General features: G+C 33.1%; 19 protein-coding genes. 15 read left to right on the forward strand and 4 right to left on the reverse strand.

Going from position 1 to position 23,557, the window contains the following annotated elements:
- Positions 1-217: 217 nt before the first annotated feature.
- On the reverse strand, positions 218-4,705 hold the full coding sequence (locus tag ABDW27_RS04485) for a translocation/assembly module TamB domain-containing protein (protein WP_343694763.1): 4,488 nt from the start codon (positions 4,703-4,705) through the stop codon (positions 218-220).
- Positions 4,706-4,913: 208 nt separating this feature from the next.
- Here ABDW27_RS04485 and tsaD point away from each other — a divergent pair, with 208 nt between their 5' ends.
- The 9 genes from tsaD (at position 4,914) to ABDW27_RS04530 (ending at position 13,219) form a co-directional block, all read left to right on the forward strand.
- Positions 4,914-5,936 (forward strand): tRNA (adenosine(37)-N6)-threonylcarbamoyltransferase complex transferase subunit TsaD, encoded by a 1,023-nt coding sequence (gene tsaD / locus ABDW27_RS04490; RefSeq protein WP_343694764.1) that lies wholly within the window; start codon positions 4,914-4,916, stop codon positions 5,934-5,936.
- A 2-nt stretch (positions 5,937-5,938) separates the two neighbouring features.
- Complete coding sequence (locus ABDW27_RS04495; RefSeq protein ID WP_343694765.1) at positions 5,939-6,646, forward strand: 16S rRNA (uracil(1498)-N(3))-methyltransferase; 708 nt, start codon at positions 5,939-5,941, stop codon at positions 6,644-6,646.
- Between the two features lie 169 nt (positions 6,647-6,815).
- The gene (locus ABDW27_RS04500) at positions 6,816-7,790 is read left to right on the forward strand and encodes an integrase core domain-containing protein (RefSeq protein WP_343694766.1); all 975 of its coding nucleotides are present in this window, start codon (positions 6,816-6,818) and stop codon (positions 7,788-7,790) included.
- A 68-nt stretch (positions 7,791-7,858) separates the two neighbouring features.
- A complete protein-coding gene (locus ABDW27_RS04505; protein WP_343694767.1) occupies positions 7,859-8,497 on the forward strand; it encodes a DUF4159 domain-containing protein in 639 nt (212 codons plus the stop codon).
- Positions 8,498-8,506: 9 nt separating this feature from the next.
- Positions 8,507-9,010 carry a TrmH family RNA methyltransferase gene (locus ABDW27_RS04510; RefSeq protein ID WP_343694768.1) on the forward strand — a complete coding sequence of 168 codons (504 nt, stop codon included), beginning with the start codon at positions 8,507-8,509 and terminating at the stop codon, positions 9,008-9,010.
- Positions 9,011-9,317: 307 nt separating this feature from the next.
- The gene (locus ABDW27_RS04515; protein ID WP_343694769.1) at positions 9,318-10,274 is read left to right on the forward strand and encodes a zinc metalloprotease; all 957 of its coding nucleotides are present in this window, start codon (positions 9,318-9,320) and stop codon (positions 10,272-10,274) included.
- Between the two features lie 104 nt (positions 10,275-10,378).
- A complete protein-coding gene (locus ABDW27_RS04520; RefSeq protein WP_343694770.1) occupies positions 10,379-11,470 on the forward strand; it encodes an AI-2E family transporter in 1,092 nt (363 codons plus the stop codon).
- Between the two features lie 2 nt (positions 11,471-11,472).
- Positions 11,473-12,651, forward strand: a complete 1,179-nt coding sequence (locus ABDW27_RS04525) for a class I SAM-dependent methyltransferase (RefSeq protein ID WP_343694771.1) — start codon at positions 11,473-11,475, stop codon at positions 12,649-12,651.
- Between the two features lies 1 nt (position 12,652).
- Positions 12,653-13,219: a hypothetical protein gene (locus ABDW27_RS04530; RefSeq protein ID WP_073416498.1), complete on the forward strand. Its 567-nt coding sequence runs from the start codon at positions 12,653-12,655 to the stop codon at positions 13,217-13,219.
- On the opposite strand, the gene ABDW27_RS04535 is transcribed toward ABDW27_RS04530, so the two are convergent.
- Entirely contained in the window at positions 13,220-13,870 is a 651-nt protein-coding gene (locus ABDW27_RS04535; protein ID WP_343694772.1) for a M15 family metallopeptidase, read from the reverse strand.
- 78 nt (positions 13,871-13,948) lie between these two features.
- On the opposite strand from ABDW27_RS04535, the gene ABDW27_RS04540 reads away from it, so the two are divergent.
- Positions 13,949-15,697, forward strand: a complete 1,749-nt coding sequence (locus ABDW27_RS04540; RefSeq protein WP_343694773.1) for a CocE/NonD family hydrolase — start codon at positions 13,949-13,951, stop codon at positions 15,695-15,697.
- Between the two features lie 350 nt (positions 15,698-16,047).
- Positions 16,048-16,704 (forward strand): hypothetical protein, encoded by a 657-nt coding sequence (locus tag ABDW27_RS04545; protein WP_343694774.1) that lies wholly within the window; start codon positions 16,048-16,050, stop codon positions 16,702-16,704.
- A gap of 73 nt (positions 16,705-16,777) precedes the next feature.
- Here the strand turns inward: ABDW27_RS04545 and ABDW27_RS04550 are convergent, their stop codons facing one another.
- Complete coding sequence (locus ABDW27_RS04550) at positions 16,778-17,881, reverse strand: fatty acid desaturase (protein ID WP_343694775.1); 1,104 nt, start codon at positions 17,879-17,881, stop codon at positions 16,778-16,780.
- A gap of 238 nt (positions 17,882-18,119) precedes the next feature.
- Between ABDW27_RS04550 and ABDW27_RS04555 the strand changes: the two genes are divergently transcribed.
- From ABDW27_RS04555 to ABDW27_RS04570, 4 genes are all read left to right on the forward strand, one after another.
- On the forward strand, positions 18,120-18,875 hold the full coding sequence (locus ABDW27_RS04555) for a hypothetical protein (RefSeq protein ID WP_343694776.1): 756 nt from the start codon (positions 18,120-18,122) through the stop codon (positions 18,873-18,875).
- Positions 18,876-18,952: 77 nt separating this feature from the next.
- Positions 18,953-19,891 (forward strand): alpha/beta hydrolase, encoded by a 939-nt coding sequence (locus tag ABDW27_RS04560; RefSeq protein WP_343694777.1) that lies wholly within the window; start codon positions 18,953-18,955, stop codon positions 19,889-19,891.
- 213 nt (positions 19,892-20,104) lie between these two features.
- Positions 20,105-21,883, forward strand: coding sequence for a glycoside hydrolase family 9 protein (locus ABDW27_RS04565; protein ID WP_343694778.1), 1,779 nt, complete (start codon positions 20,105-20,107; stop codon positions 21,881-21,883).
- 10 nt (positions 21,884-21,893) lie between these two features.
- Positions 21,894-22,661 (forward strand): ThuA domain-containing protein, encoded by a 768-nt coding sequence (locus ABDW27_RS04570; protein WP_343694779.1) that lies wholly within the window; start codon positions 21,894-21,896, stop codon positions 22,659-22,661.
- A 1-nt stretch (position 22,662) separates the two neighbouring features.
- On the opposite strand, the gene ABDW27_RS04575 is transcribed toward ABDW27_RS04570, so the two are convergent.
- Positions 22,663-23,484 (reverse strand): phospholipase A, encoded by an 822-nt coding sequence (locus tag ABDW27_RS04575; RefSeq protein WP_343694780.1) that lies wholly within the window; start codon positions 23,482-23,484, stop codon positions 22,663-22,665.
- Between the last annotated feature and the right edge of the window lie 73 nt (positions 23,485-23,557).

The raw sequence follows: 23,557 nt of genomic DNA on the forward strand, positions 1-23,557 counted from the left end.
TTTCGTTAATAAGTTTTTTGATACCAAAAATTTAATATAAAATAATAAATACCCCTTTTTTTAATTAAATCCGTAAAATTAACAATACCCGAATGAAGTGTTATAAAAATATTAAGAATTAGATTTTAATCAAAACCAAACTAAAAACTCTAAAATTAGCATAAAAAAAACCATTCGCAGAAACGAATGGTTCTTTTTATAGTCATTTTAACAATAACTAAAAGTCGTTATCAGGAATTAACCCTTCATTATTGTTTTGAGGTTTCGGTTTTTCTTCCTTTTCTTTTTCCTGATTCTTCTTTTTATCTTTCTCTTTTTCTGCTTCCTTGTTTTTGAAGTTAATAAAATCCGGATTTAGATTAGAATCCTGAAATTCATCCGAATTTTTTATGGCATTTTCGAGTTTATGGCTTTTGAAAAGTTTATTTACAAGTTCGCTAAAGGTATCAAAATCGACTTCATACGAAATACCTACACCTTGCGTATATCCAATTCCCTGACCTACATAATTGATATCATTTTCTTTATTGAATAATCGAAGGTTCATCGATCCATCTTCGTTTACACGATATAAAATTTCAATATCTCCCACAATTGCCGATTCGTTTACTCCGCCGACAGGAACTCCCACTTTTCCGTTTATTGTAATACGCTCATTAACCTGCGATGAAATATTAGCAACAAACTGTCCGTCAGCTTCCTGACCTATTCTTCTGTCTGCCGAAACGAAATTCAGGTTGATATCAAAAAGGTCATTATCTGATTTTATAATGCCACCAAGCAAACTAGCCGCCGTTTCTGCAAATGTTCCGGATAAATCGCTTTGATTAAATCCGTCCTGACTCATAAATGAACCTGTAGACAGTAAATACAAAGCTTGTGTTTGTCGAATATCTTTATCGTCTAATTTATACTGAATTTCAGATTTCAACACGCTGCTTACCGATGGAAACTGAATATCAAAATTAGGTTCAGGACTAGTTAAATCTCCTCTTAAACCAATAACTACTTCAACCGGTACTTTTTTATTAAAAGATGAATTATCTAATAATACCGCAGGATTGGCAGTAGTTCTATACACGGCTTCTAAATTAAGCTGTGCTTTCATCGGGTTTCCTTCCCAAATAATAGATCCTCCTTTTTTAACTGCGAATTTTTTATCGATTAAACCTCCGTATTTAAAGTTATAAGTTCCTTCGTATGCCTGGAAATCCCCCCACATATTAAATTTACCCAGTGTGTTGATTTTAAACAATAAAGATCCGTAACCTTTACCTTTCATACCGTGTCCGGAATTTCTATCCAGAATGACTTCAACTTCGGCATCTGGCGTAATATCAAAATCAAATTCCAGTTCAAGACCATTATAATTTCTTGTTTTTTCAACAATACCATTTGCCAGATTGTATTTCTCTTTTGGTGTTACAAAATGAATCCAGCTGCTTTCTCCGGAATTCTGCACATTACTAATCGGAATTTTAACTTCTGTGCCTTTCTCAGATTTTGCATCAACCTTGATAAATAAGCTTTCTACAGGACCTTTTATACTTGCCGTTCCGTTTATAAATGCAGTTCCAAAATAAGCTGCATCTTCACTGTCTTTAGTATCAAGTGCTACTAATCGTTTTGATGTTATATTTAAGTCTAATTTCCAGTCTCCAAAATTATGATGCTCTATAGTTCCGTTCAGCAATCCTTTGGTGCCAAATTTAGTATCGGTTAACTGGTTGTTTCTAAACAGAAATTTTTCATCGGTTAAATCGATAACCGTTCTGTCGCTTAATTCATAATCAGTATTAAGATATGGAATTGTCATCCCGGCTTTTTCAACATACAAGCGTCCGTTGATTTCCGGTTTTTTCAAATTCCCAACCACAGCCGCATTTCCAGAAACAGAACCCCTTACATTAGACAAAACATCGCCGCCTACTGTACCTAAAGTTGCGAGATTAAATCCTTCTAACTTTAAATTCAAATCCAGCATGGTTTCTTTATTTTCAATCGCAAAAGTACCGTTTGCTCTAAACGACTCTGCAAAACCATTTACTATAGAAGAATTGATCGTGAATTTTCTAAAACTCTGATCTCCGGAAATATCAAAATTAAGCGTTCCTAAATCGACTTTATTCAAATTGAGATGATCAACCACAATACTGGCCGTGGGCTGATAAACATCTTTATTCTGCTTATAATTTATGTTTCCGTTTAAATTTCCGTTGAAAACAAACTTCGAATTAAAAGGCGTAATCTTATTGATGTCTACATCTTCAAAATTGAGGACGACATCTTTATAATCTTTTCCTTTTATAACACCATTCAGGTCAATTTTTTGGTTTTCGTGCGAAAGAACGATATTATTAATCGTGAAGTTTTTAAAATACTGATCAAAAACGATTTGATTATCCTTTTGCGCATTTTCATTTAAATACCACAAATAGTCTTTAAACTTCATTTCAGACTTTTTGATTCCTACGATATTGTTTTTGTTTTTATCGATAGTATGAAATAAATCCAGATTGAAATAATCCTGTCCTTTGTCGCCGCCCTTAAACTCCGAACGAACAAACAAAGTATCTTTTGATGTTACGTTGATTAAATTGAAATCACGAATTTTATAGTAAGGCGTTTTTATACTATCCAGCTCAATGAAAGCATTATAAAGCGGGTTTTTATTATCGATACTGATTCTGATATTATCAAACGTGTTTTTTTCAGCGCTGATTTGTTTTGATCTAAAGCCAAATTTAAACTCCTGCAAATCTGAATCGATTTTTCCTCGTACAACTGTACTCGAATCAATTTTCATTTCGGGATAAAGCATTTCTACTACCTTATTATATACATGAAAATTAAAACGTAAAAACTGTCCTTTTTTAACTTTAAAAGGTTTATAATTAGTATATAAACTTCCAACGGAATTCATTACCAATTTGTCTAATTGAGCAAACTGAAATTTCCCCACAATTTTTCCTTCCACAATGTCAGAAGAATTAATCGTAATAGTACGAAGTCTGTCGGCATCGAAATTTGAACTAACTTTTACTTCATCAAAAACATAAGTCGCTTTTGGGTTTTGATATTCAGCATCCTTAATTAAAATATCGCCCTGAAGATTTTCTATAGAATTTCCGGTTAACTGTACAACAGCATCACCTTTAAAATGTGAAATCGAATCGTTTATGAATTTCAGTTTTCGCAAATCTGAATTTTCAACATTGATATGAAAATCATAACGGCTTTCTCTTTTACTTAAATCAACCAAACCATCAAATGTCAGGTTTAAGTTCGGGTCGTTTACAGAAATCTGTCCTTTATAATAAGGAAGCTTAAAATTACCGTTTACAACAATATTGCTGTAATTATACTTATTATAGTACAACTTTGTAATATCTCCTTTTACAATAGTATTCAAATATTTTTCGGTGAAACCAACACCGTCAACATCAACATTTAAAGTAGTTCTGCCAATATCTTTTCGACCCAGTAAAGTTCCAACATCAAAATTATCTAAAACTATATTTCCGGAATAAGAAGCCTTGTCGATAAAATCCATATTATTCATATGAAGATCTACTTTACCGTTTCCTAAATCAGTCGCCATTTTAAAGTCAGTTTCCAGCGCGGTTGTTGAAACTTTTGCTTTACCAACAATATTAAATTTCCCAATTCTTTTTAATTCTTTCGGAAGGCTTTTTCCTAAAATTCCAGGCAGCAAAACCACCAGATTATCATAGCTCGAAATTAATTTATCGAACTTCCCGTCCATTGAGAACTTTTGTTCTTTAGTTCCTAAAAGATTTCTAAAATTAATTGTTCCGAAGATTTTTGAACCATTTGCATCACTAAGTCTCAAACGATTCAAATTCAGATTATTTAAAGTTCCTTTAATCTTTGTTCTAACTTTAAAATGCTGGTTTTTGCCCAATCCGTCATAAAAATAACGAATATCATTTGAAGCTATTGAAGATGAATCTAAAGCTACATTAAACTGAACTTTATCAGTAAAATCCAGAAAATCTCCCGGTTTATAATTTAAAATCGCTTTTCCGTAAATTGAAGATCTTTTGGTTTTAATTGCCAGATTTTCAACCTGAATCTGTTTTTTAGTATAACTGAATTTTCCGGTAAAATTAGAAACATAAAGTCCGCGGTGATCTAAAAATGAAAACCTGTGAATTATTGTTGTAACATCTGGGCCGTATAATTTAAAATCGCTGATATAAGCGTTTAGCTTTTTAAAATCTAAAAAACGAGGTGTTCTTTTATTTTCATCAACAACAGAGAAATTTCCCTTTTCGATGTAGGCATTTTTAGCTGTAAAAAGAAAATGTTTGCCAGACTGCTTCTTTTCTTCTTTCGTTTCAAACAATTTAATAAACTTATTAATATTGTTTTCATCTTCTTTTTTATACGTTTTGATATTAAAAATCAACCCCGTTAAACGAAGATCACCAAAAAGCAAATCGCCGTCGATAAGACGTTTTATACTTAAAATATCTGTAGTAATGATATCTGAATAGATCATCGTTTTTTTGTGATGATCCCGAATGAGGACTTTTTTAAGTTTTACACCGCCAAAAATATTAATCGCAACCTTATCAATAGTAATATCTGTTTTAAAATCAGTATTAAGAGTTTCGGTTACATATTTGGCAATTTTGGTCTGAACGACAGGTAAAGAAAGTGTGATAGCAAGTATCAGCAAAAGTAAAATTAAGCCAATCAGGGTTCTGGATACTATTTTCTTAATTCTTTTGATAACTGCTTATTATTATTGTTTTTGTATAAATTTAATTTGAACAGACAAAGGACGGCTGTTTTTGATAAAAATTCTCTAATTTTGGGGCTTTGCTTCAAATCAAAGAAATTAAAAATTTGATTTGTCAAATATAATTCAAAATTCGTGCCTTTATATGCAAAATTCAGAGGTTTTTATTCTTGCCATCGAAAGTTCATGCGATGATACTGCTGCTGCAGTTTTACATAACGATAAAGTTCTCTCAAATGTTGTGGCTAATCAGTTAATTCACAATCAATATGGCGGTGTGGTTCCTGAACTAGCTTCGAGAGCCCATCAGCAAAACATAGTTCCCGTAATCGACGCTGCGCTTCGTAAAGCAAATGTACAAAAAGAACAGCTAACTGCCATTGCTTTTACACAAGGTCCCGGCTTAATGGGTTCATTACTTGTGGGGAGTTCTTTTGGTAAATCATTATCATTAGCATTAAACATTCCGTTAATAGCTGTTAATCACATGCATGCTCATATTTTAGCCCATTTTATTGATGAAGATGGCTACGATAAACCAGAGTTTCCATTTTTGGCACTAACCATTAGCGGCGGACACACTCAAATCGTAAAAGTAAACAGCTTTTTTGATATGGAAATTATTGGAGAAACTACTGATGATGCCGTAGGTGAAGCTTTTGACAAAAGTGCCAAAATATTAGGACTTCCATATCCCGGAGGGCCTTTAATTGATAAATATGCCAAAGAAGGAAACCCAAAAGCGTTTACGTTTACAAAACCAAAAGTGCCGGGATTAGATTTTAGTTTTTCGGGGTTAAAAACTGCAATTCTTTATTTTATTCAGAAGAATAAACAAGAAAATCCAAACTTTATCGAAGAAAATTTAAATGATATCTGCGCTTCAATTCAGCATACGATTATCGAAATTTTAATGGACAAATTAAAAATGGCTGTTAAAGAAACCGGAATTAAACAAATCGCTATTGGCGGCGGCGTTTCGGCAAATTCAGGAATCAGAAATACATTAAAAGAAAGCGAAAGCAAATACGGCTGGAAAACTTTTATTCCGAAATTTGAATATACGACAGATAATGCTGCCATGATTGGAATCGTTGGTTATCAAAAATATTTATCAAAACGTTTTGAAGATTCTTCAGTAGTTTCTAAAGCGCGAATTCAGTTTTAATTATGCAGTTATTTTATAATCCGGATATTGACGAAACAACCGAAAGTTTTTCTTTTGATAAAGAAGAAAGCAAACACATCATAAAAGTGTTACGAAAAAAAGATTCGGATATTTTGTATGTTACAAACGGTCAGGGTTTATTGTTTGAAACTGAAATTACACTGGCTTCAGATAATAAATGTATCGTTGATGTTCGATCGATAAAAAAATCTCCCGAACCAAAATTTCGTCTGCATCTTGCGGTTGCGCCAACCAAAATGAATGATCGTTTTGAGTGGTTTTTAGAAAAAGCTACAGAAATTGGCATTCAGGAAATTACGCCCATAATCTGCGATCGTTCTGAACGAAAAGTAATTAACCCGGAGCGTTTTGAAAAGATTATTCTTTCGGCAATGAAACAATCGAATGAAATGTTTCTTCCGAAATTAAATGAAGCTGTTTCGTTTAAAGAATTCATAAAAAAGAAAAACAGCGGTTTACAATTTATTGCGCATTGTGAGGAAACCGACAAAAAATCTTTGAAAGAAGCTTTAAAGCCAGACGAAGATGTCACTTTGTTAATTGGACCTGAAGGTGATTTTTCTGAAAAAGAAATTGCATTGGCTATCGAAAATAAATATCAGCCCGTAACTTTAGGAAATACCCGTTTACGTACAGAAACAGCGGCGGTTGTAGCTTGTCATAGTGTGGTGTTTTTTAATGAAGGTTAATAAAAACCCTACAGTTTTGTCATTTCGACGAAGGAGAAATCTGCGCAAGTAACTCGACAAAGATTGATGATTTTCTATGAGGAGTTACTTGCGCAGATTTCTCCTTCGTCGAAATTGTAAAGGTTAGATATTTCGGTAACAAAATTTACCTTTAATAAATTTTGTTGCGATGAGAAATAACAGTCAGGATTCAACATTAGAGAGAAACTATTTAGAGAAGTATCGTTTTTTAATAAAAGAATATGAGCAAGTAAAAAACAAGACTCATCCGGTGCATAAAAAGGCGATGGATTTTTACAAGGCAAATGACACCTGCAGAAAAAGCTTCTTAAAGTATTATAACCGTTATAAGCAGAGCGGTAAGTCTTTGGATCTGCTTCCTCAGAAGCGTGGTCCAAAATACAAGACAAGACGTCCTCTGCCATTTATAGAACGAAAAGTAATTGAATTAAGGGAAAAAGGAAACAACAAATATGAAATTGTTAGTATCTTAAAGCCAAAATTAGGAAAAAACACACCTTCATATTCAGGAGTTTATAATATTTTAAAGCGTAATAAAATAAACAGGTTAACTCCGAAGATTAAAAAGAATCATCAAAAAATAATCAAGGAAAGAATGGGACAGCTTGGTCATATTGATTGTCATCACTTAAGCAAAAGCATCATAAAAGGAGAAAATCGAAAATTGTACCTAGTATGTATAATTGACGACTACAGCCGGATTGCCTGGGCAGAATTAATCCCAGACATCACTAGTTTAACGGTTATGTTTGCGTCATTAAAATGCTTAAACATCTTAAGCGATCATTATGAGATAAGATTTGAAGAGATTTTATCTGACAATGGACCTGAATTTGGAATCAGAACCAGCCAGCAGAAATATAACCATCCTTTTGAGAGAATGCTTATGGAATTGGGAATTGTTCACAGACATACAAAACCTTATAGACCACAGACAAACGGGAAGGTCGAACGCTTCTGGCGAACTCTTGAAGATGATCTGCTCAGAGAAACTGATTTTGATTCTTTGGAAGAACTAAAAGAAGAATTATTACAATATTTATATTACTATAATCACGAAAGGCCACATCAGGGAATTGATGGAAAAAAGCCAATCGAAATGATAAATCCGTTACCGAAATAAGTGACTTTTACAGAAATGACAAAAAACAACTCGTAACAAAAAAGAAAGCGACAAAAAAATACAATTACATGAAAAAAATATTTTACCTGTTTTTCCTTTTTTCAATCTCTTCATTTTCACAAGAAATTGCTTTGCTAAAATACAGCGGCGGCGGCGATTGGTACGCGAATCCTACATCATTGCCTAATTTAATTCGCTTTTGCAATTCGACAATTAATACCCGAATAAAAGCAAAACCTTCGACTGTTGAACCAAGCAATCCCGATTTGCTTTCGTATCCGTTTGTACACATGACCGGACACGGAAATGTGATTTTCAGCGATTCTGATATTTCAAATTTGAGAAATTATCTAAACGGTGGCGGATTTCTTCATATCGACGATAATTACGGAATGGATCAATACATTCGAAAAGAAATCAAAAAGATATTTCCGAACAACAATTTAGTTGAGCTTCCGGCCAATCATCCTATTTTTCAAAAACCTTTTCCGTTTCCAAACGGATTACCTAAAATTCACGAACACGACGGAACCCGCCCGCAGGCCTTTGGTATTTTCGTAGAAAATAAACTGGTTTTATTATATACTTACGAATGTGATTTAGGCGACGGCTGGGAAGATGCCGAAGTTCATAACGATCCGGCAAATGTTCGTGACAAAGCCTTAAAAATGGGTGCCAACATTATCAATTATATTTTTACCAACTAAATTTTAAAAATGCAACTTACTCACGAAGAAAATCAATTTGAGCGAAAAACATTTCCGATAACTTTGGTTTGTGATCATATTTATTTTCAGCAGAATATTGGTTCGCTTTTTAGAATTTCTGAGGCTTTTGGCGTAGAAAATATTATTTTTCTGGGGAAAGATATTCCGCTTACGCCTAGAAAAATAAACAAAACTTCCCGCAGTACGCACCTTCATGTACCGCATCAAATTATCGAAGAAACTTCAGAGTTAATCGAATATCTACAACTAAACGATTTTGAGATTATTGGCCTTGAAATTACAAGCAACAGCAAATCTTTAAAGGAAGTTGTAATTCCAAAAGATAAAAAAATGGCACTTTTAATTGGCAGTGAAATCGATGGCATTTTGGATGAACTTTTAAAAATCTGCCATCAAATTGTACACATAAATATGTTTGGAAAAAATTCAAGCATGAATGTTGTACAGGCTGCTAGTATTGCTTTATACGAAATCACCTCTGCAGCTCTTTAACATAAAAAAACACACTTTGAAAAAAAGTAGAAATACGTAAGAAAAATGTTAAAATTTATATAAAGATTTTGCCAAAAGGTTAAATTTTGAATCTAAATATCATTTTTATACTCTCAAAACACTTATAAATAAGAATTTACATCATAAAAATAAATTTAACATTTTTGTAAGAACTAGAGCACACAAGGGTTTGCTAAAATTCTCATAAATAATTCAATATAAAAATTTGGCTACAAAAAGATTTTGTTATAAAATTGCGTTCTGGTTAACCAAAACTAATATTTTTTAACAAAAAACCCCGTTATTTATGAAAAAAGTTATTATTACTGCAATTACAGCATTAGTGCTGTTTTCTTGTCAAAACGACCAAACTGAAGGAACCAATTCAGAAGCAGCTGCAAAACCTGCTTTACGTACTTGTGCTTCTCAGGATGTATTAGAAGCGCAATTAAAAGCTGATCCAACATTGGCTATCAGAATGAACGAAATTGAGGCTTATACAAACAAAGCTATTCTTACTGGTAAATTGGTAAACGGTAAAATCCAGATTCCTGTTGTAGTAAACGTTTTGTACAGAACAACTGCAGAGAATATCTCTAACACACAAATTCAATCTCAAATTGATGTTTTAAACAAAGATTTTAATGCTTTAAACTCTGATTTTAACAGTGTTCCTGCTCTTTTTGCTGGTGTAAAAGCAAACGTAGGAATCTCATTTGTTTTAGATCAGGTTATTAGAAAATCTACAACTAAAACTTCTTGGGGAACTAATGATGCTATGAAAAAAACAGCTCAGGGTGGTTTAGCACCAACTTCTCCAACAACAAAACTTAACTTATGGTCTTGTACTATTGGAGGCGGAATTTTAGGTTATGCTCAATTTCCTGGAGGATCTTCTTCTACAGACGGAGTTGTAATCGATCCTAAATATTTCGGATTATCTGGTTCTGCTAATGCTCCTTACAACTTAGGAAGAACTGGTACTCACGAAGTTGGACACTGGTTAAACTTACGTCACATTTGGGGAGATGCTACTTGCGGAAGCGATTTAGTAGCTGATACTCCAACTCATAACACAGCAAACTACGGTATTCCTGCATATCCTCACTACAGTACTTGTTCTGGTACTCCGGTTGAGATGACAATGAACTACATGGATTATACTGATGATGCTGGAATGTACATGTTCTCTAACGGACAAAAAAGCAGAATCAATGCAATTTTTGCATCAGGAGGTCCAAGAAATTCTTTTGCACAACCTTAATTAAAGAAACAGGTAATAAGAGCGGGATGGAAACATCTCGCTTTTTTTTGTTATATCTAAAATTTTAAAAGCTTTTTCCTATTTTTATAGTCTAAAATTTAAATATGATAACGTCAAAAACTATTTCTAACGGAATATTAAGAGCACTGGCTACTATTTTAATAATTGGTATTGTTTTATACTTTTTATATGAAATACAAACTGTAATTGTCTATCTCTGCATTTCTTTAATATTGTGTTTGATCGCAAATCCGTTAGTTTTATTTTTAAAGAATAAATTGAAGTTCAATAATTCATTTGCAGCAACTACAACCATTATCATTTTTATTTTACTGCTTATTGGTTTTATCTTTTTATTTGTACCGTTAATTATTTCTCAGGCCAATAATTTATCACTTTTAGATACCCATCAGCTGCAGACTCAATTTATTGAAACAGAACAAAGCATCGAAACCTATTTTAATATTCAGCATTTTGATCTTAACAAAGTGCTTCGAGATTCCAAAGTTACTTCGATGTTGAATTTCAGTTATTTTACGGGTTTTATCAATTCGATTTTGAATTTTATGGCCGATATGGGAATGGGATTAGTTTCGGTATTTTTTATTACTTTCTTTTTCATTAAAGATCAGGATATCTTTAAAGATCAGGCCCGAAGAATCCTTCCTGATACGAATGAAGACAAAATTTTAAATTCAATCACAAAAATCAATCATCTTTTAACGCGTTATTTTATTGGACTTCTGCTTCAATTAACCGTTGTGTTTATTCTTTATTTAATCGTTCTGGTTATTTTCGGAAATAAAAATGCTTTTGTTATTGCGTTTTTATGTGCCGTTTTAAACATCATCCCGTACATCGGCCCAATTATCGGAACTATTTTAGCTGCTATTTTAACCATGATTAGCTTAATCGGACAGGATTTTAGATCTGAAATTCTTCCTACTACTATTTATGTTGTAATCGGTTTTCTATTGGTTCAGGCCATTGATAATAATATCAGCCAGCCTATAATTTCATCAAAAAGTGTAAATTCGCACCCGCTGGAAATATTCCTGATTACTTTAATCAGCGGAATTACTTTTGGAATCGTTGGAATGATTATCGCCGTTCCGCTTTTTACCATGATAAAAGTTATTTTAAAAGAATTTTTTCCAAACAATAAAATTATATCTGTTTTAACCGAAAGAATTTAGCTTTGAACACTTCAATTTTGCGCCAGGATATTCAGGAATTTATTACGCTGAATAGTAGTGAATCCATAACAAAACTGGCACTTCAAAAAAATCCTTTTCCTGATGTTGACTGGATTTTGATTTTAAACCAAATTGAAGCAAAGGCAAAAGCCAAAGACAAACTCCCAAGCTGGTTTTCGACTGAAAATATTATTTACCCAAGTAAAATTTCTGTTGAGCAGACTTCTTCTGAAAAAACAGCGGCTTATAAAGCATCTTTAATTTCAGGAGAAAGTTTAATTGATCTTACCGGAGGTTTTGGTGTAGATGATTTTTATTTCTCTAAAAAAATTAAAACCATTGCTCATTGCGAAATAAACGAGGATTTATCTGCAATTGTAAAACATAATTTTGAGCAGTTAAAAGTTCAAAACTGCCGTTTTTATGCTGATGATTCGGCCAATGTTTTAGAAGAATCAGAAATAAAATGGGATTGGATTTATATTGATCCATCACGCCGAAATGATGCAAAAGGCAAAGTTTTTATGCTGAAAGACTGCTTGCCAAATGTACCGGAATCTTTAGATTTTTATTTTGAAAAAACCGATTCTATTTTAATAAAAACCGCACCTTTACTGGATATTTCGGCAGGTTTATCAGAATTAAAGTTTGTCAAAAACATTCATATTATTGCTCTTGAAAATGAAGTTAAAGAATTGCTTTTTGAAATTCATAAAAATTATTCGGGCGAAATAACTTTAAAAACGGCCAACATTTTAAAAGATAAAATTGAAATGTTTGAATTTATTTTAGGCAAAACTGAATTTCCATCTTACCATCTTCCTCAAAAATATCTCTACGAACCCAATTCGGCTATAATGAAATCGGGCGGATTTGACGAAGTAAGCACTTTTTTCAAAATAAATAAACTTCATAAGCATTCGCATTTATATACTTCAGAAGATTTAATTGATTTTCCGGGACGTCGTTTTGAAATAGAAAAAGTGATTTCTTACAATAAAAATGACATGAAAAATGAGCTGCAAAATCAGCAGGCAAACGTGACAACCCGCAATTTTCCTGAAACGGTTGAGAACATTCGCAAAAAATGGAAAATAAAAAATGGAGGAAATAGATATTGTTTTTTTACAACAGATAAAAATGAAAGCAAAATAGTTTTAATTTGCAGAAAAATAAACTAAAATGAAACAACTAATTACCCTGACTCTTTTTTTATTAACCTTTACCGCATTTGCTCAAAAACCTTGTGAATACAGTGCCAACGTAACGGACTCAATTGGAACTTATAAAGTAACAAACGAATATTTAATTAGTGAAAAAAACTTCGGCGGAACTTTTAGTTACGTTTTCTTTTCGCTTGCGCAGACAGATGGTTTACCAACTTTAAACTTACAGCTTATTCAAAAAAGTAAAGACTTTTTGAAAGCCAACTGTTTTGATAAAAATTCAAAAGTGTATTTACAATTAGAAAACGGAAAAATTGTAACACTTCTTCATATTAATCAGGAAAACTGCGGAACTTTAATTCGCGATGACAAAGGTTTTGATAACCGCGTAAATACAGGAATTTTCATGTTTATGAAAGACAATTACGAAGACTTAAAAACCTCTCCGGTTTTAATTATGCGAATTAAATATCTTACTGATGTTGAAGATTATATTGTAAAAAGAGAATTAGTTTCTGAACTGAATGGCAAAACGTATCAGCCCAATACGTATTTCATGCAGAATATCAGATGCGTTGAATAATTATTCGCAGTTCCATTTTTGATTAGAAACTGAATCTTTCAGTCCGGTTTTTAAATTATAATGCCACCATTCTGAATCAAAAGAATTGAAACCATTTTGGATCATTATTTTTTTAAGAAATTTTCGGTTAGCTAAAATTTGTTTAGAAAACTTAGTGTAATTGTGACCGGCTTCGGGACCAAAAAAGTCAAAAGCAGTTCCCATATCAACTTCTTTTCCGTTTGCATCAACTATAGAAATATCAACGGCTCCTCCTCTATTGTGGATGGAGCCTTTTTTTGGATCTGCCACATACTCAGGATTCGATACAATTTCCCACATTTTCTTTTGAATTGATAAAGGTCTGTAGCAATCATACAGCTTTATTTTATAACCTTTTTTCATAAAATCCTTATTGGCTTCGACCAAAGCTTTTACGGTTTTTAAACGCAGAAAACATTCTGCACAATCATATACTTTGGCCTTCAGGAAATTATCTTCCGTGGCATATTTCATATCATAAACAAAATCCTTGCTGTAATCTTTTAAGTTTACAAAAGTTGTGTCTTCAATTTTATGTTCTACAGGTTCTGCATAAGCTTCGTTTTGTGCATTCGCAGAAATCCCTAAAATGAACATTAAAAAAATAGAAAATTTAGTAAAATGTAACATGAAGTTATAATTTGAGTCATTAATAAGTAAATATATAAATTTATAATTAAATTCGTTCAACTGAAAAACTAACTGATTATGAATAACAAAGCATTATTTTTATTTCTGAGTTTATTTTTTATTGTTTGTCAAATTTCGGCACAACAAACAAAAACAGCCCAATTAGCCAGTAAAGAAAGTGATTATGATATTCAGGACAGTGTTTCAATTACCACAAGAGACGGCGCCATATTATCGGCAATGGTTGCCCGAAAAAAGAATGACGAAACTCCAAAGGCGGTAATTCTTCAATATACTATTTATGTTCGCGATAATGGCAGAGATCTTAAATCGATAAAGGAATCTGTTGATAAAGGCTATATTGGCGTAATGGTTTATGCGCGAGGAAAGCGTTTCAGCCCGAACGAAATTAACCCGTATGAAGATGAAGCCAATGATGTTTACGATGCCATTGACTGGATCAGCAAACAAAAATGGTGTAACGGAAGTATCGGGATGTATGGCGGAAGTTACAACGGATTTACACAATGGGCAGCCTGTAAAAAACTGCATCCGGCACTTAAAACTATAGTTCCTGCTGTTGCTAACAGACCGGGAATGGGTTTGCCGATGGAAAATAATGTTTTCATAAACCCAAATTACGAATGGGCTTTTTATGTTGGAAATAATAAATATCTGGATACCGTAACCAATAATAACCGACCACGTTTTAGAGGTTTAAAATTTAGATGGTGGGAAGCCGGAACAGCCTACAAAACTTTAGACAGCATTGACGGCGAACCTAACCGATGGTTTCAAAAATGGATAAAACATCCGTCGTTTGATGCATATTGGCAAAAAATGGCGCCTTATAAAAATGATTTTTCTCAGATCAATATTCCGGTTTTGGCTTTTGATGGTTATTATAATGATTCACAAAATTCGAGTTTATATTATTTAAAAGAACTTCAAAAATACAGTCCGAAAACGCCTTTTTATTTGATAATTGGTCCTTACGGACATTTTGGAACGCAGATTGGCGGAGAAGCGGTTATAAATAATTATAAAGTCGATGCTAATGCTTTGTTTGATATTAAGAAAATTACCTATCAATGGTTTGACTATATTTTGAAAAATGGAACTAAACCTGATGTTTTAAAAGATAAAATCAACTATGAAGTTATGGGTGCCAATGAATGGAAAAGCGCTCCATCATTTGAAAAAATGCACAATGATTTCCTGACTTTTTATTTAACGAACAACAAAACCGGAGATTTTTATCTGGCCGATTCTAAAAAACCTAAAAAGAAAGAATTCTTACCACAGGAAGTTGATTTTAAAGACCGACAAAACAGCAATAACAATTACTATCCGAGTCCGATTATAAAAAAAGAAGTTGATACAAAAGATGGCTATTTCTATATAAGTGAACCTTTAAAAGAACCTCTTATTATAAATGGATCTTTTTTAGGCGAAATTAAATGCAGCATCAATAAAAAAGATATGGATTTGGGCGTTACACTTTATGAAGTTACTCCAGAAGGAGAATACTTTCATTTATCTTATTACATTGGGCGTGCGAGTTATGCAAAAGATATTGAGAAAAGGCAATTGCTGGAACCTAATACAATTGAAACTATTGCTTTTACAAACACTCATTTCGTAAGCAAACAATTAAGCAAAGGAAGTCGTTTATTAATTGCTGTTACCATAAACAAAAATCCGTTTTCGCAATTGAATTACGGAACCGGAAAAGACGTTAGTGACGAAACCATTCTGGATGCAAAAGAACCTTTGCAGATAAAATGGTATAATGATAGTTTTGTTAAGATTCCGGTTTTGAGGTGATTTTACCTTGATGATATAGAATTCTAACCATCTTCTAGAGGATTTGAATTTTTTAAGCAATGTTTAACTTTTGATACTAAGTTGATGTCACTATTATTTTAGAATCACGTTCCTCCTAATTCATCAAAGTCGTAAGATCAGAGAAATTTACACTGTATGTTAGTACGAAAAATATTAAAACAATAGAAAGTAATTTTGATAGTTTATGAAATAAAAATCCTATTTTTGAAAATAAAAATCTACTGTCATTTGTCAGACATAGTAACTAAATTTTAGGTAGAATAACTCTAAAATCTTCAGACATATATGTAAGTTAGCTGCAATCACCTAATAATTTAAAATAACGTAAAATGGAAGCACTAGATTATACATCCCAAATTCTATCTATTATAATAAGTTTAATAGCTGTGTTGACAGTAATTTTGATCTATTTCAGAAACGGACGTATTAAGTTTGGAAATATAAAACTTGATTTTAATGATAGTTACGAAAAGGAAGCTGAGGCAATTTTAGAAGGTATTCCGACAGAACACAATGATAATAATTCTGATGATAAAAAACTTGCTTTATTTTTACAATATCATTCTCAAGGACTTGCGCAATCAAAAATCAGTTTTTGGTTCAGTTTAGTTTTTGCAGCAATTGGCTTTTGTATTATCGTCATTAGTTTATTGGCCGTGAAACCAGATGTATCCATAATGCAACAAGGAAAAGCTTTCATTACACTAATTTCCGGAACAATAATTGATGCAGTTTCAGCATTATTCTTTGTTCAATCAAATAGAGCAAGACAATTGATGACAGATTTTTTTGATAAATTAAGGAATGATAGAAAATTTGAAGAATCTTTAAAATTAGCAGACCAAATTCCTGATAATCATTTAAAAAGTAAAGTAAAAATATTATTATCATTAAACTTCGCCGACATAAAGACATCCGACGATGTTCTAACGTTAATTTTAAATGGCATAGAAAATTCTCCAAGACCGAATCCAGATGAATCATAATGACTACCTGCTAACAACTACTAAAGCGGATTTATAGGTAATAGTTTTTTTATATTTACAATAATTTGAAAAATCAAATCTCTCCCGTCATAAAAATATTCTCATTAACACCTTTGTTTTTCAGCATTCTAAAATGCGAGCGCACGGCATGATAAAATGGATATGAAGTATACGGAAGATCATATTCTTCGGCATAACGCATTATAATAGGCGTTATATACGGATAATACGTATGACCAACACCCGGAAAAAGATGATGGGCAACGTGATGTGTAAAGCCTCCGTATAAAAAATTGGCCAGTTTACTATTGGTACTAAAATCTTTTGTCACAATCATTTGATGTAAAGCCCAGGTTGCAGAAAGATTTCCTTCTTCGTCAATTCCCGGAAAATTAGCATCTTCATCAACATGGGTAGAAACCAAGGCTACAACTCCCAAAACACTTCCTGATAAATGCATGGCAAACCAGCCGCCTAAAACCAAATACCAAGGCTGATTTAAAACGATCATCGGAATAAAAAGGATATAGAACAGATTTATAATTTTTGCTGCAAATAATATAAAAATTTGTTTGGTCGGAATTTCGTCAACAACCTTTTTTACGTAATTGTTTTTCTTCCCAAAAAAATCCTTGAAATCACGAATATAAATCCAATTTAAACTATAAAGCGGATAAATAAACCACATGTAAATGTGCTGGTATTTATGATATTCAAACAACGGACTATTCGGGAAAATTCGTATAATGTCGCTTTGTTTTATATCAATATCCCAATCGGGAACATTTGGGTACGCATGATGAAGATTGATATGACGGCGCATCCAGAGCCAGTGATTGCTTCCAAAAAGCTCTAAAACATATAAGAACCATTCGTTGTGTTTGGCTTTTTTAAATAAAGCTCCGTGTGCAGCGTCATGAAAGGCATTTATAAAAAGCACAATCATGGTAAATCCGCATAAAATATAAAAGAGGAAAAGTAACGGCGTACTGTTTCCGAAAAACAAAATACAGCCATAAAATAGAAAAAACACAACCAAAAGGCCTAGTGATTTTATAACGTTAAAAAGGTACAATGATGAGTTTTGTAGAATAGTGTCATTTACTTCTGTGCGCAGCTTCTTAAAAAAATCATCAGAACCAGCTTTTAGATAAACCGGGCGTTTTAATTTTTCCATAATCGATATTGCTAGAAATTGTAATATCAAATTTAATAAAAAAAAGTTAAAATATATGATTTACAGAATTTTGCAGCCAACAAAATCAAAATATTCATTCAGATACTTTTTGCAGATAAAAACATAAAACTCGTAATTATATTCAAATCAGCTCTATTTTCTTTAACTTTACGTAAAGCCAGAAAATAACATTTCCAGTTATCACTTTACAGATTACCTACATTCAAATTTCTTAAGAATGAAAAAAAGAGAAAAACTACAAATCATTAGAAAATTCTACCCTAATGCTTTAACTACCATTGATTTTATAAATAAAATTATTGATTATGTCGAAGAGAAACTGGATCTCGAACCGGCACAAATTATGTTTGCAGACAGCATTTGCAGCGATGATGTAAACAGTATTCAATATCCGGTAAGAGCAAATGAATTTCTGGGACCTTTTAAAATGGGCGGCTTAGATGGTTTTCCATTTACTGGATTAACTGGCATGCAGGCTTTTGCCAGCCACGTTCCTGATGATGGAGCGGTTTTTATTTACTATGGTCCGCATATTGGAATTTCGAAGGAAGGAAAAATCGGGGAAATAAATCGTTTTGGGCAACACAAACCTTCCAGCTGCTGTGGTGCCGCTCACGGCGCATTGCACAAATTAGTACAGAATGATATTAAACCGGGACACATTACCGAGATTGATTATCAAATGAATACTATCGAACAAATTCTTTTCAATCAAAAAGAAAGAATCTTAAAAGCCGAAATTCCGCTTTACGAAGCCACAGAAATAATTTACGAATCTATCGACAAACGAATTCAGGAATTGATTGAAGGTACAAAATACAATTGCAAATATGTTGTTCTTGTTGGTGCCGTTTTAATTAACAGCGACAGCGATATTGGCTCTTTTTCGTCTACCAAAAGATTTGATGTTATTGATTTGAAAAAAGGAACAAGAGAAAATGTATTATCGGCTATAAATTTAACTTTAGAATAGAATTAAACTAATCAAAATCATTACATTAGTAAAACCAAAAGAATTCTGCTAAACCTTAAATTAACTGCCATAAACCAATGAAAAAAGTAAATTTTACGCTGCTTGTTATTGCATTATTTTTAACTAAATCTTTTTCACAAACCCAAATTAAGTACGATACTTTATCAGTCGGAAAAATAAAACAGATTATTTCTTATAAAGGAAATCCGGACAACCCCATTATTTTATTTTTACATGGCGGCCCGGGCAGTTCGAGAATGAATCAGGCCGAAACTTTTACCAATAAACTTCAGGATCATTTCGTGGTCGTGCAATGGGATCAAAGAGATTCTGGCAGAACATTGACTTTAAACAAATCTACAGAACCTATTACGCTTGAATTAATGGAAAGCGATACTTATGAAGTCGTTCAGCTTTTGCTAAAAAAATTCAATAAAAAGAAATTATATCTCGTGGGCGAATCATGGGGAACTGTTTTAGGTTTTTACATGGCCGATAAACATCCGGAGCTTTTAAATGCTTATATTTCTGTTAGTTCTGTAATTGACCAGACTAAAAGTGAGAAGTTACTTGTTGATAAATTAAAAGTTGATGCCAAAGACAATCCCAAGGCATTAGAAGAATTAAATACTATCAAAGTTCCTTTTGAAAACTATGAGCAATTATTATCTTCAAGAAAATGGATGTTTTATTATGACGGACAGCCGCTTCCGGAAGAAAACATTGCTGCCATTAAAGAATATCTAAAAAACTGGAGCGATACATGGCTGGTTACATGGAACAAAGCCATCAGTCAAAATCTTTTAAAAGAACTTCCTAAAGTAAAATGCCCTGTTTATTTTATTGTAGGTAAAAAAGATTTTCAAACAAATTATAAAATTGCCGAAGAGTATTTTAAAATTCTAAAAGCACCCAAGAAACAAATCTATGAATTTGAAAATTCAGGACATTCTGTACTAATGGAAAAACCGGAAGAAATTCAAAAGATAATTATTGATGAAATTGCTAAAAACTAGTATCCTTTTTGTGCATTTTTGGTATTGAAAAGCCCATCAAATACACATCATTTTTTTGCAGATCAGGCATAAATAAAAGCGTTAGAAGAAATTATTGAAGTTTTGGAGGATTTTAGAAAATCGTCTAAAAAAAATCCTTTTTGTAATTTGCTTGTTAAAATAAGGATGATCAGCATCTTAAATTTTAACTCCAAACCCATTACCAAATCAATTATGCTAAAATTCAATAAACAGTTAAGATATGTTCTATTTGCATTGTTATTTTCTATAGCAGCTTATTGCGGTGAACCTATCATTTATGTAAATCAGGTAGGTTATAATCCTAAAAGTCCTAAAATAGCGATATTAGGTTTATATAAAGAACCAACAGAAAATAGAAATTTTGATATTATTGATACCAAAACCAATAAAACTGTTTTTACGGCACCCATAGGAAAAGCGCAAAATGTCGAAGACTGGAAATTGGGAAAAATATTTTACCAAGCTGATTTTTCATCTTTTGAAAAACCCGGAAATTATAAAATCACTTTCAAAATTGCAGATCAAATCTATACGTCGGCCTCTTTTGCTATTGAAGAAAACATATTAGCAAAACGAACTATTTCTTCGATCGTTCATTATTACAACAAACAAAGAGCCAATACTCCCGAAGAATTAGACGCCGACAAAAAAATGCTGTTATACGGCAGTACAAAAAGAGTTGATGTTCACGGCGGATGGTGTGATGCCTCTGGAGATGTGAGCAAGTATTTTTCGCATCTGGCGTATGCCAATTTTGTATCGCCGCAGCAAACACCTTTAGTAACATGGTCTCTGATTAATACTTCTGAAACCATTTCGAAACAATTACAACAATGGAAAATAAAAGATTCTCTTGATAACGAAGCCATTTGGGGAGCTGATTATATGATGAGATGTCTATCTGATCAGGATTATTTTTACATGATTGTTTTCAGTTATTTTGACAAAGATCCATCTGCCAGAAGAATTGTAGGTTTAAAAGCCAATAGCGTTACTACAGATGAATATCAGTCTGCTTTTCGCGAAGGCGGCGGAATGGCGATTGCGGCTCTTGCCCGAATTTCACAATGGAAAAAAAGCGGCGATTTTACTTCTCAGCAATATTTAGACGGAGCCAAACGTGCTTATGCTCATCTTCTTATAAATAATACCAAATATGATGATGACGGCAAAGAAAATATCATTGATGACTATTGTGCTTTAATGGCTGCCACTGAATTATGGATTGCTACCAATGATAATTTCTATAAAGATGAGGCCAGAAAATGGGCTCATAAATTGGAGAACCGAATGACCGATAAAGGCTGGTTTAGAAGCAACGACGGCAATCGTCCGTTTTGGCATGCCGCCGATGCCGGTTTACCAGTCGTGGCATTAACACGTTATTTGAAAAAAGAAAAAGACAGTAAAGAAATAAGCGAGGCAAAAAATGTTATTAAAAAAGCTTTAGTATATAATCTGGCTGTTACCCAAAATGTAGAAAACCCGTTTGGTTATGCGAGACAAAGTTTCTTGTTTCATGATAAAGTGCAAGATGGTTTTTTTATTCCGCATGATAATGAAACCGGCTGGTGGTGGCAGGGCGAAAATGCAAGATTAGCGTCTCTGGCAACAGCAGCAATTGAAGGTGGAAAATTAGTTTCTGTTCCAAAAAAGGATGCTGTAAAAAATCCGCTGGATTTATACGCATCGCAGCAATTATCATGGATTTTAGGCTGTAATCCTTATTCTGTTTGCTTTTTATATCAATTTGGAGAAACCAATGTTCCGTATATGCATTCTAATTACGGGCATGGTTCTGAAAAAGGTGGAATCTCAAACGGAATTACCGGCAAAGAAGGAAATCCTGACGGTTCCGGAATTGATTTTAAAATGGATGTTGAAGGCAATGACGAATGGCGCTGGACAGAACAATGGATTCCGCATTCAGCATGGTTTTTACAAGCCGTAACAGCTTTGGCTTCAAAGTAAAATTTAAACAATGAAAAATTTCTTAATTATATTCATGGCAGTTTTCTTCTTTCAGGGAAATTGCACCGCTCAAAAAGCAAAAAGAACAAAGTTCAAAGCGTTGGTTTTATATGAAAATGGCGGACATCATTTGGCATTTTCCCAAGCCGCAAAACCATGGCTGAACAAACTGGCAATTGACAGCAGTTTTACGATTGATTATATTGAAAATACTCAAAAAATTAACGAGGCATTTTTAAAACAATATCAGGTTTTTATTCAATTAGATTATCCTCCGTATACCTGGAGCGAAGAATCGATGAAAGCTTTTGAGAAATATATGAGCAGCGGAAAAGGCGGCTGGATTGGTCTGCATCACGCTACTTTATTGGGTGAATTTGATGGTTACCCGATGTGGAAATGGTTCTCGGATTTTATGGGTGGAATAAAGTTTGAGAATTACATTGCGACTTTTGCGAATGCGAAAGTAAATGTTGAAGATAAATTGCATCCGGTTATGAAAGGAATTCCGACCGATTTTTTAATAAATAAAGAAGAATGGTATACGTATAATAAAAGTCCTCGGGAAAATGTTCACATTTTGGCTTCTGTTGATGAAAATACCTATCAGCCTGATTCAAAAATTAAAATGGGCGATCATCCGGTTGTTTGGACGAACGATCATTTTAAATCCCGAAATGTCTATATTTTTATGGGACATGCTCCTGAATTATTCGAAAATGAAGCTTACACTACTCTTTTGCGAAATTCTATTTTTTGGGCTGCAAATAAAAAATGATTTAAAAAATTCCCATGTTTTCAGGTTTGATGGTAAAGCCTAAACGGATCATACTTTTATGTTCCTGATAATCAATTAAACTTTCGGTATAGCCCACAAACCATTGAAGCGTGACATAATAATTCTCATCTTTATAAGGTTTCCAGTTCAGCTGCGTCTGCAAAGAACCGTAATTGATAAGACCGCTTCCTTTTCTAAAAAGAACATCTGCGCTCCATCTTCCGGGTTGAATCTGGTAAGTGGCGCTTGCTTCTCCATAACCCACATATTGGGTCAATCCGGGATTGTCTTCTTTATCGACCAGCGGAATCCAGCCTCTTAATCCAACTGTCCATCTTGGAGAAACCTGCGATTTTAATGAAAAAGCCAGCATATTCCACGTTCTGGAATATATAGAATCCCTTCCGTTTGATTCGTGTTCAAGCGAAATTGTTCCGTAAGTAAGTCTTCCGCCTTTTAAATAAAACGGACGAACGATGGCAACGCCGGGATTAAAATTTATTTCTGAAAAGGGTTTCGAGCTTGCGTAAATATCCCAAAATGCTTTTTGTGTATACATTAAATAAGGAAAAAATCCGCCCCAAAGAGGTTTTGAATTTAATCGAAGTTTAAAGCTAACCTGATATTTTACATCGGCATTATTTCTCGTAACGGCTTCGTTTAATGGAATTCCGGTTAAAAAATAATTATCACGATGAACAGAAAAACTATGTTCTTTTAGCAGCGAATCTGCTGCACGGAAATTCTTTTTTTCTTCTACAATTTGTGAATTTACTTTTATTGAAAATAAAACAATACAAGTCAACAGGTATTTAAAGCGCATTTTTATAGTTTAAATTGAGGCCATTTCTTATCTAATGGAATAAATTTAAATTATTCGGATAAGTGATATTAAC

The organism is Flavobacterium sp. (assembly GCF_039595935.1).
Taxonomy (GTDB): domain Bacteria; phylum Bacteroidota; class Bacteroidia; order Flavobacteriales; family Flavobacteriaceae; genus Flavobacterium.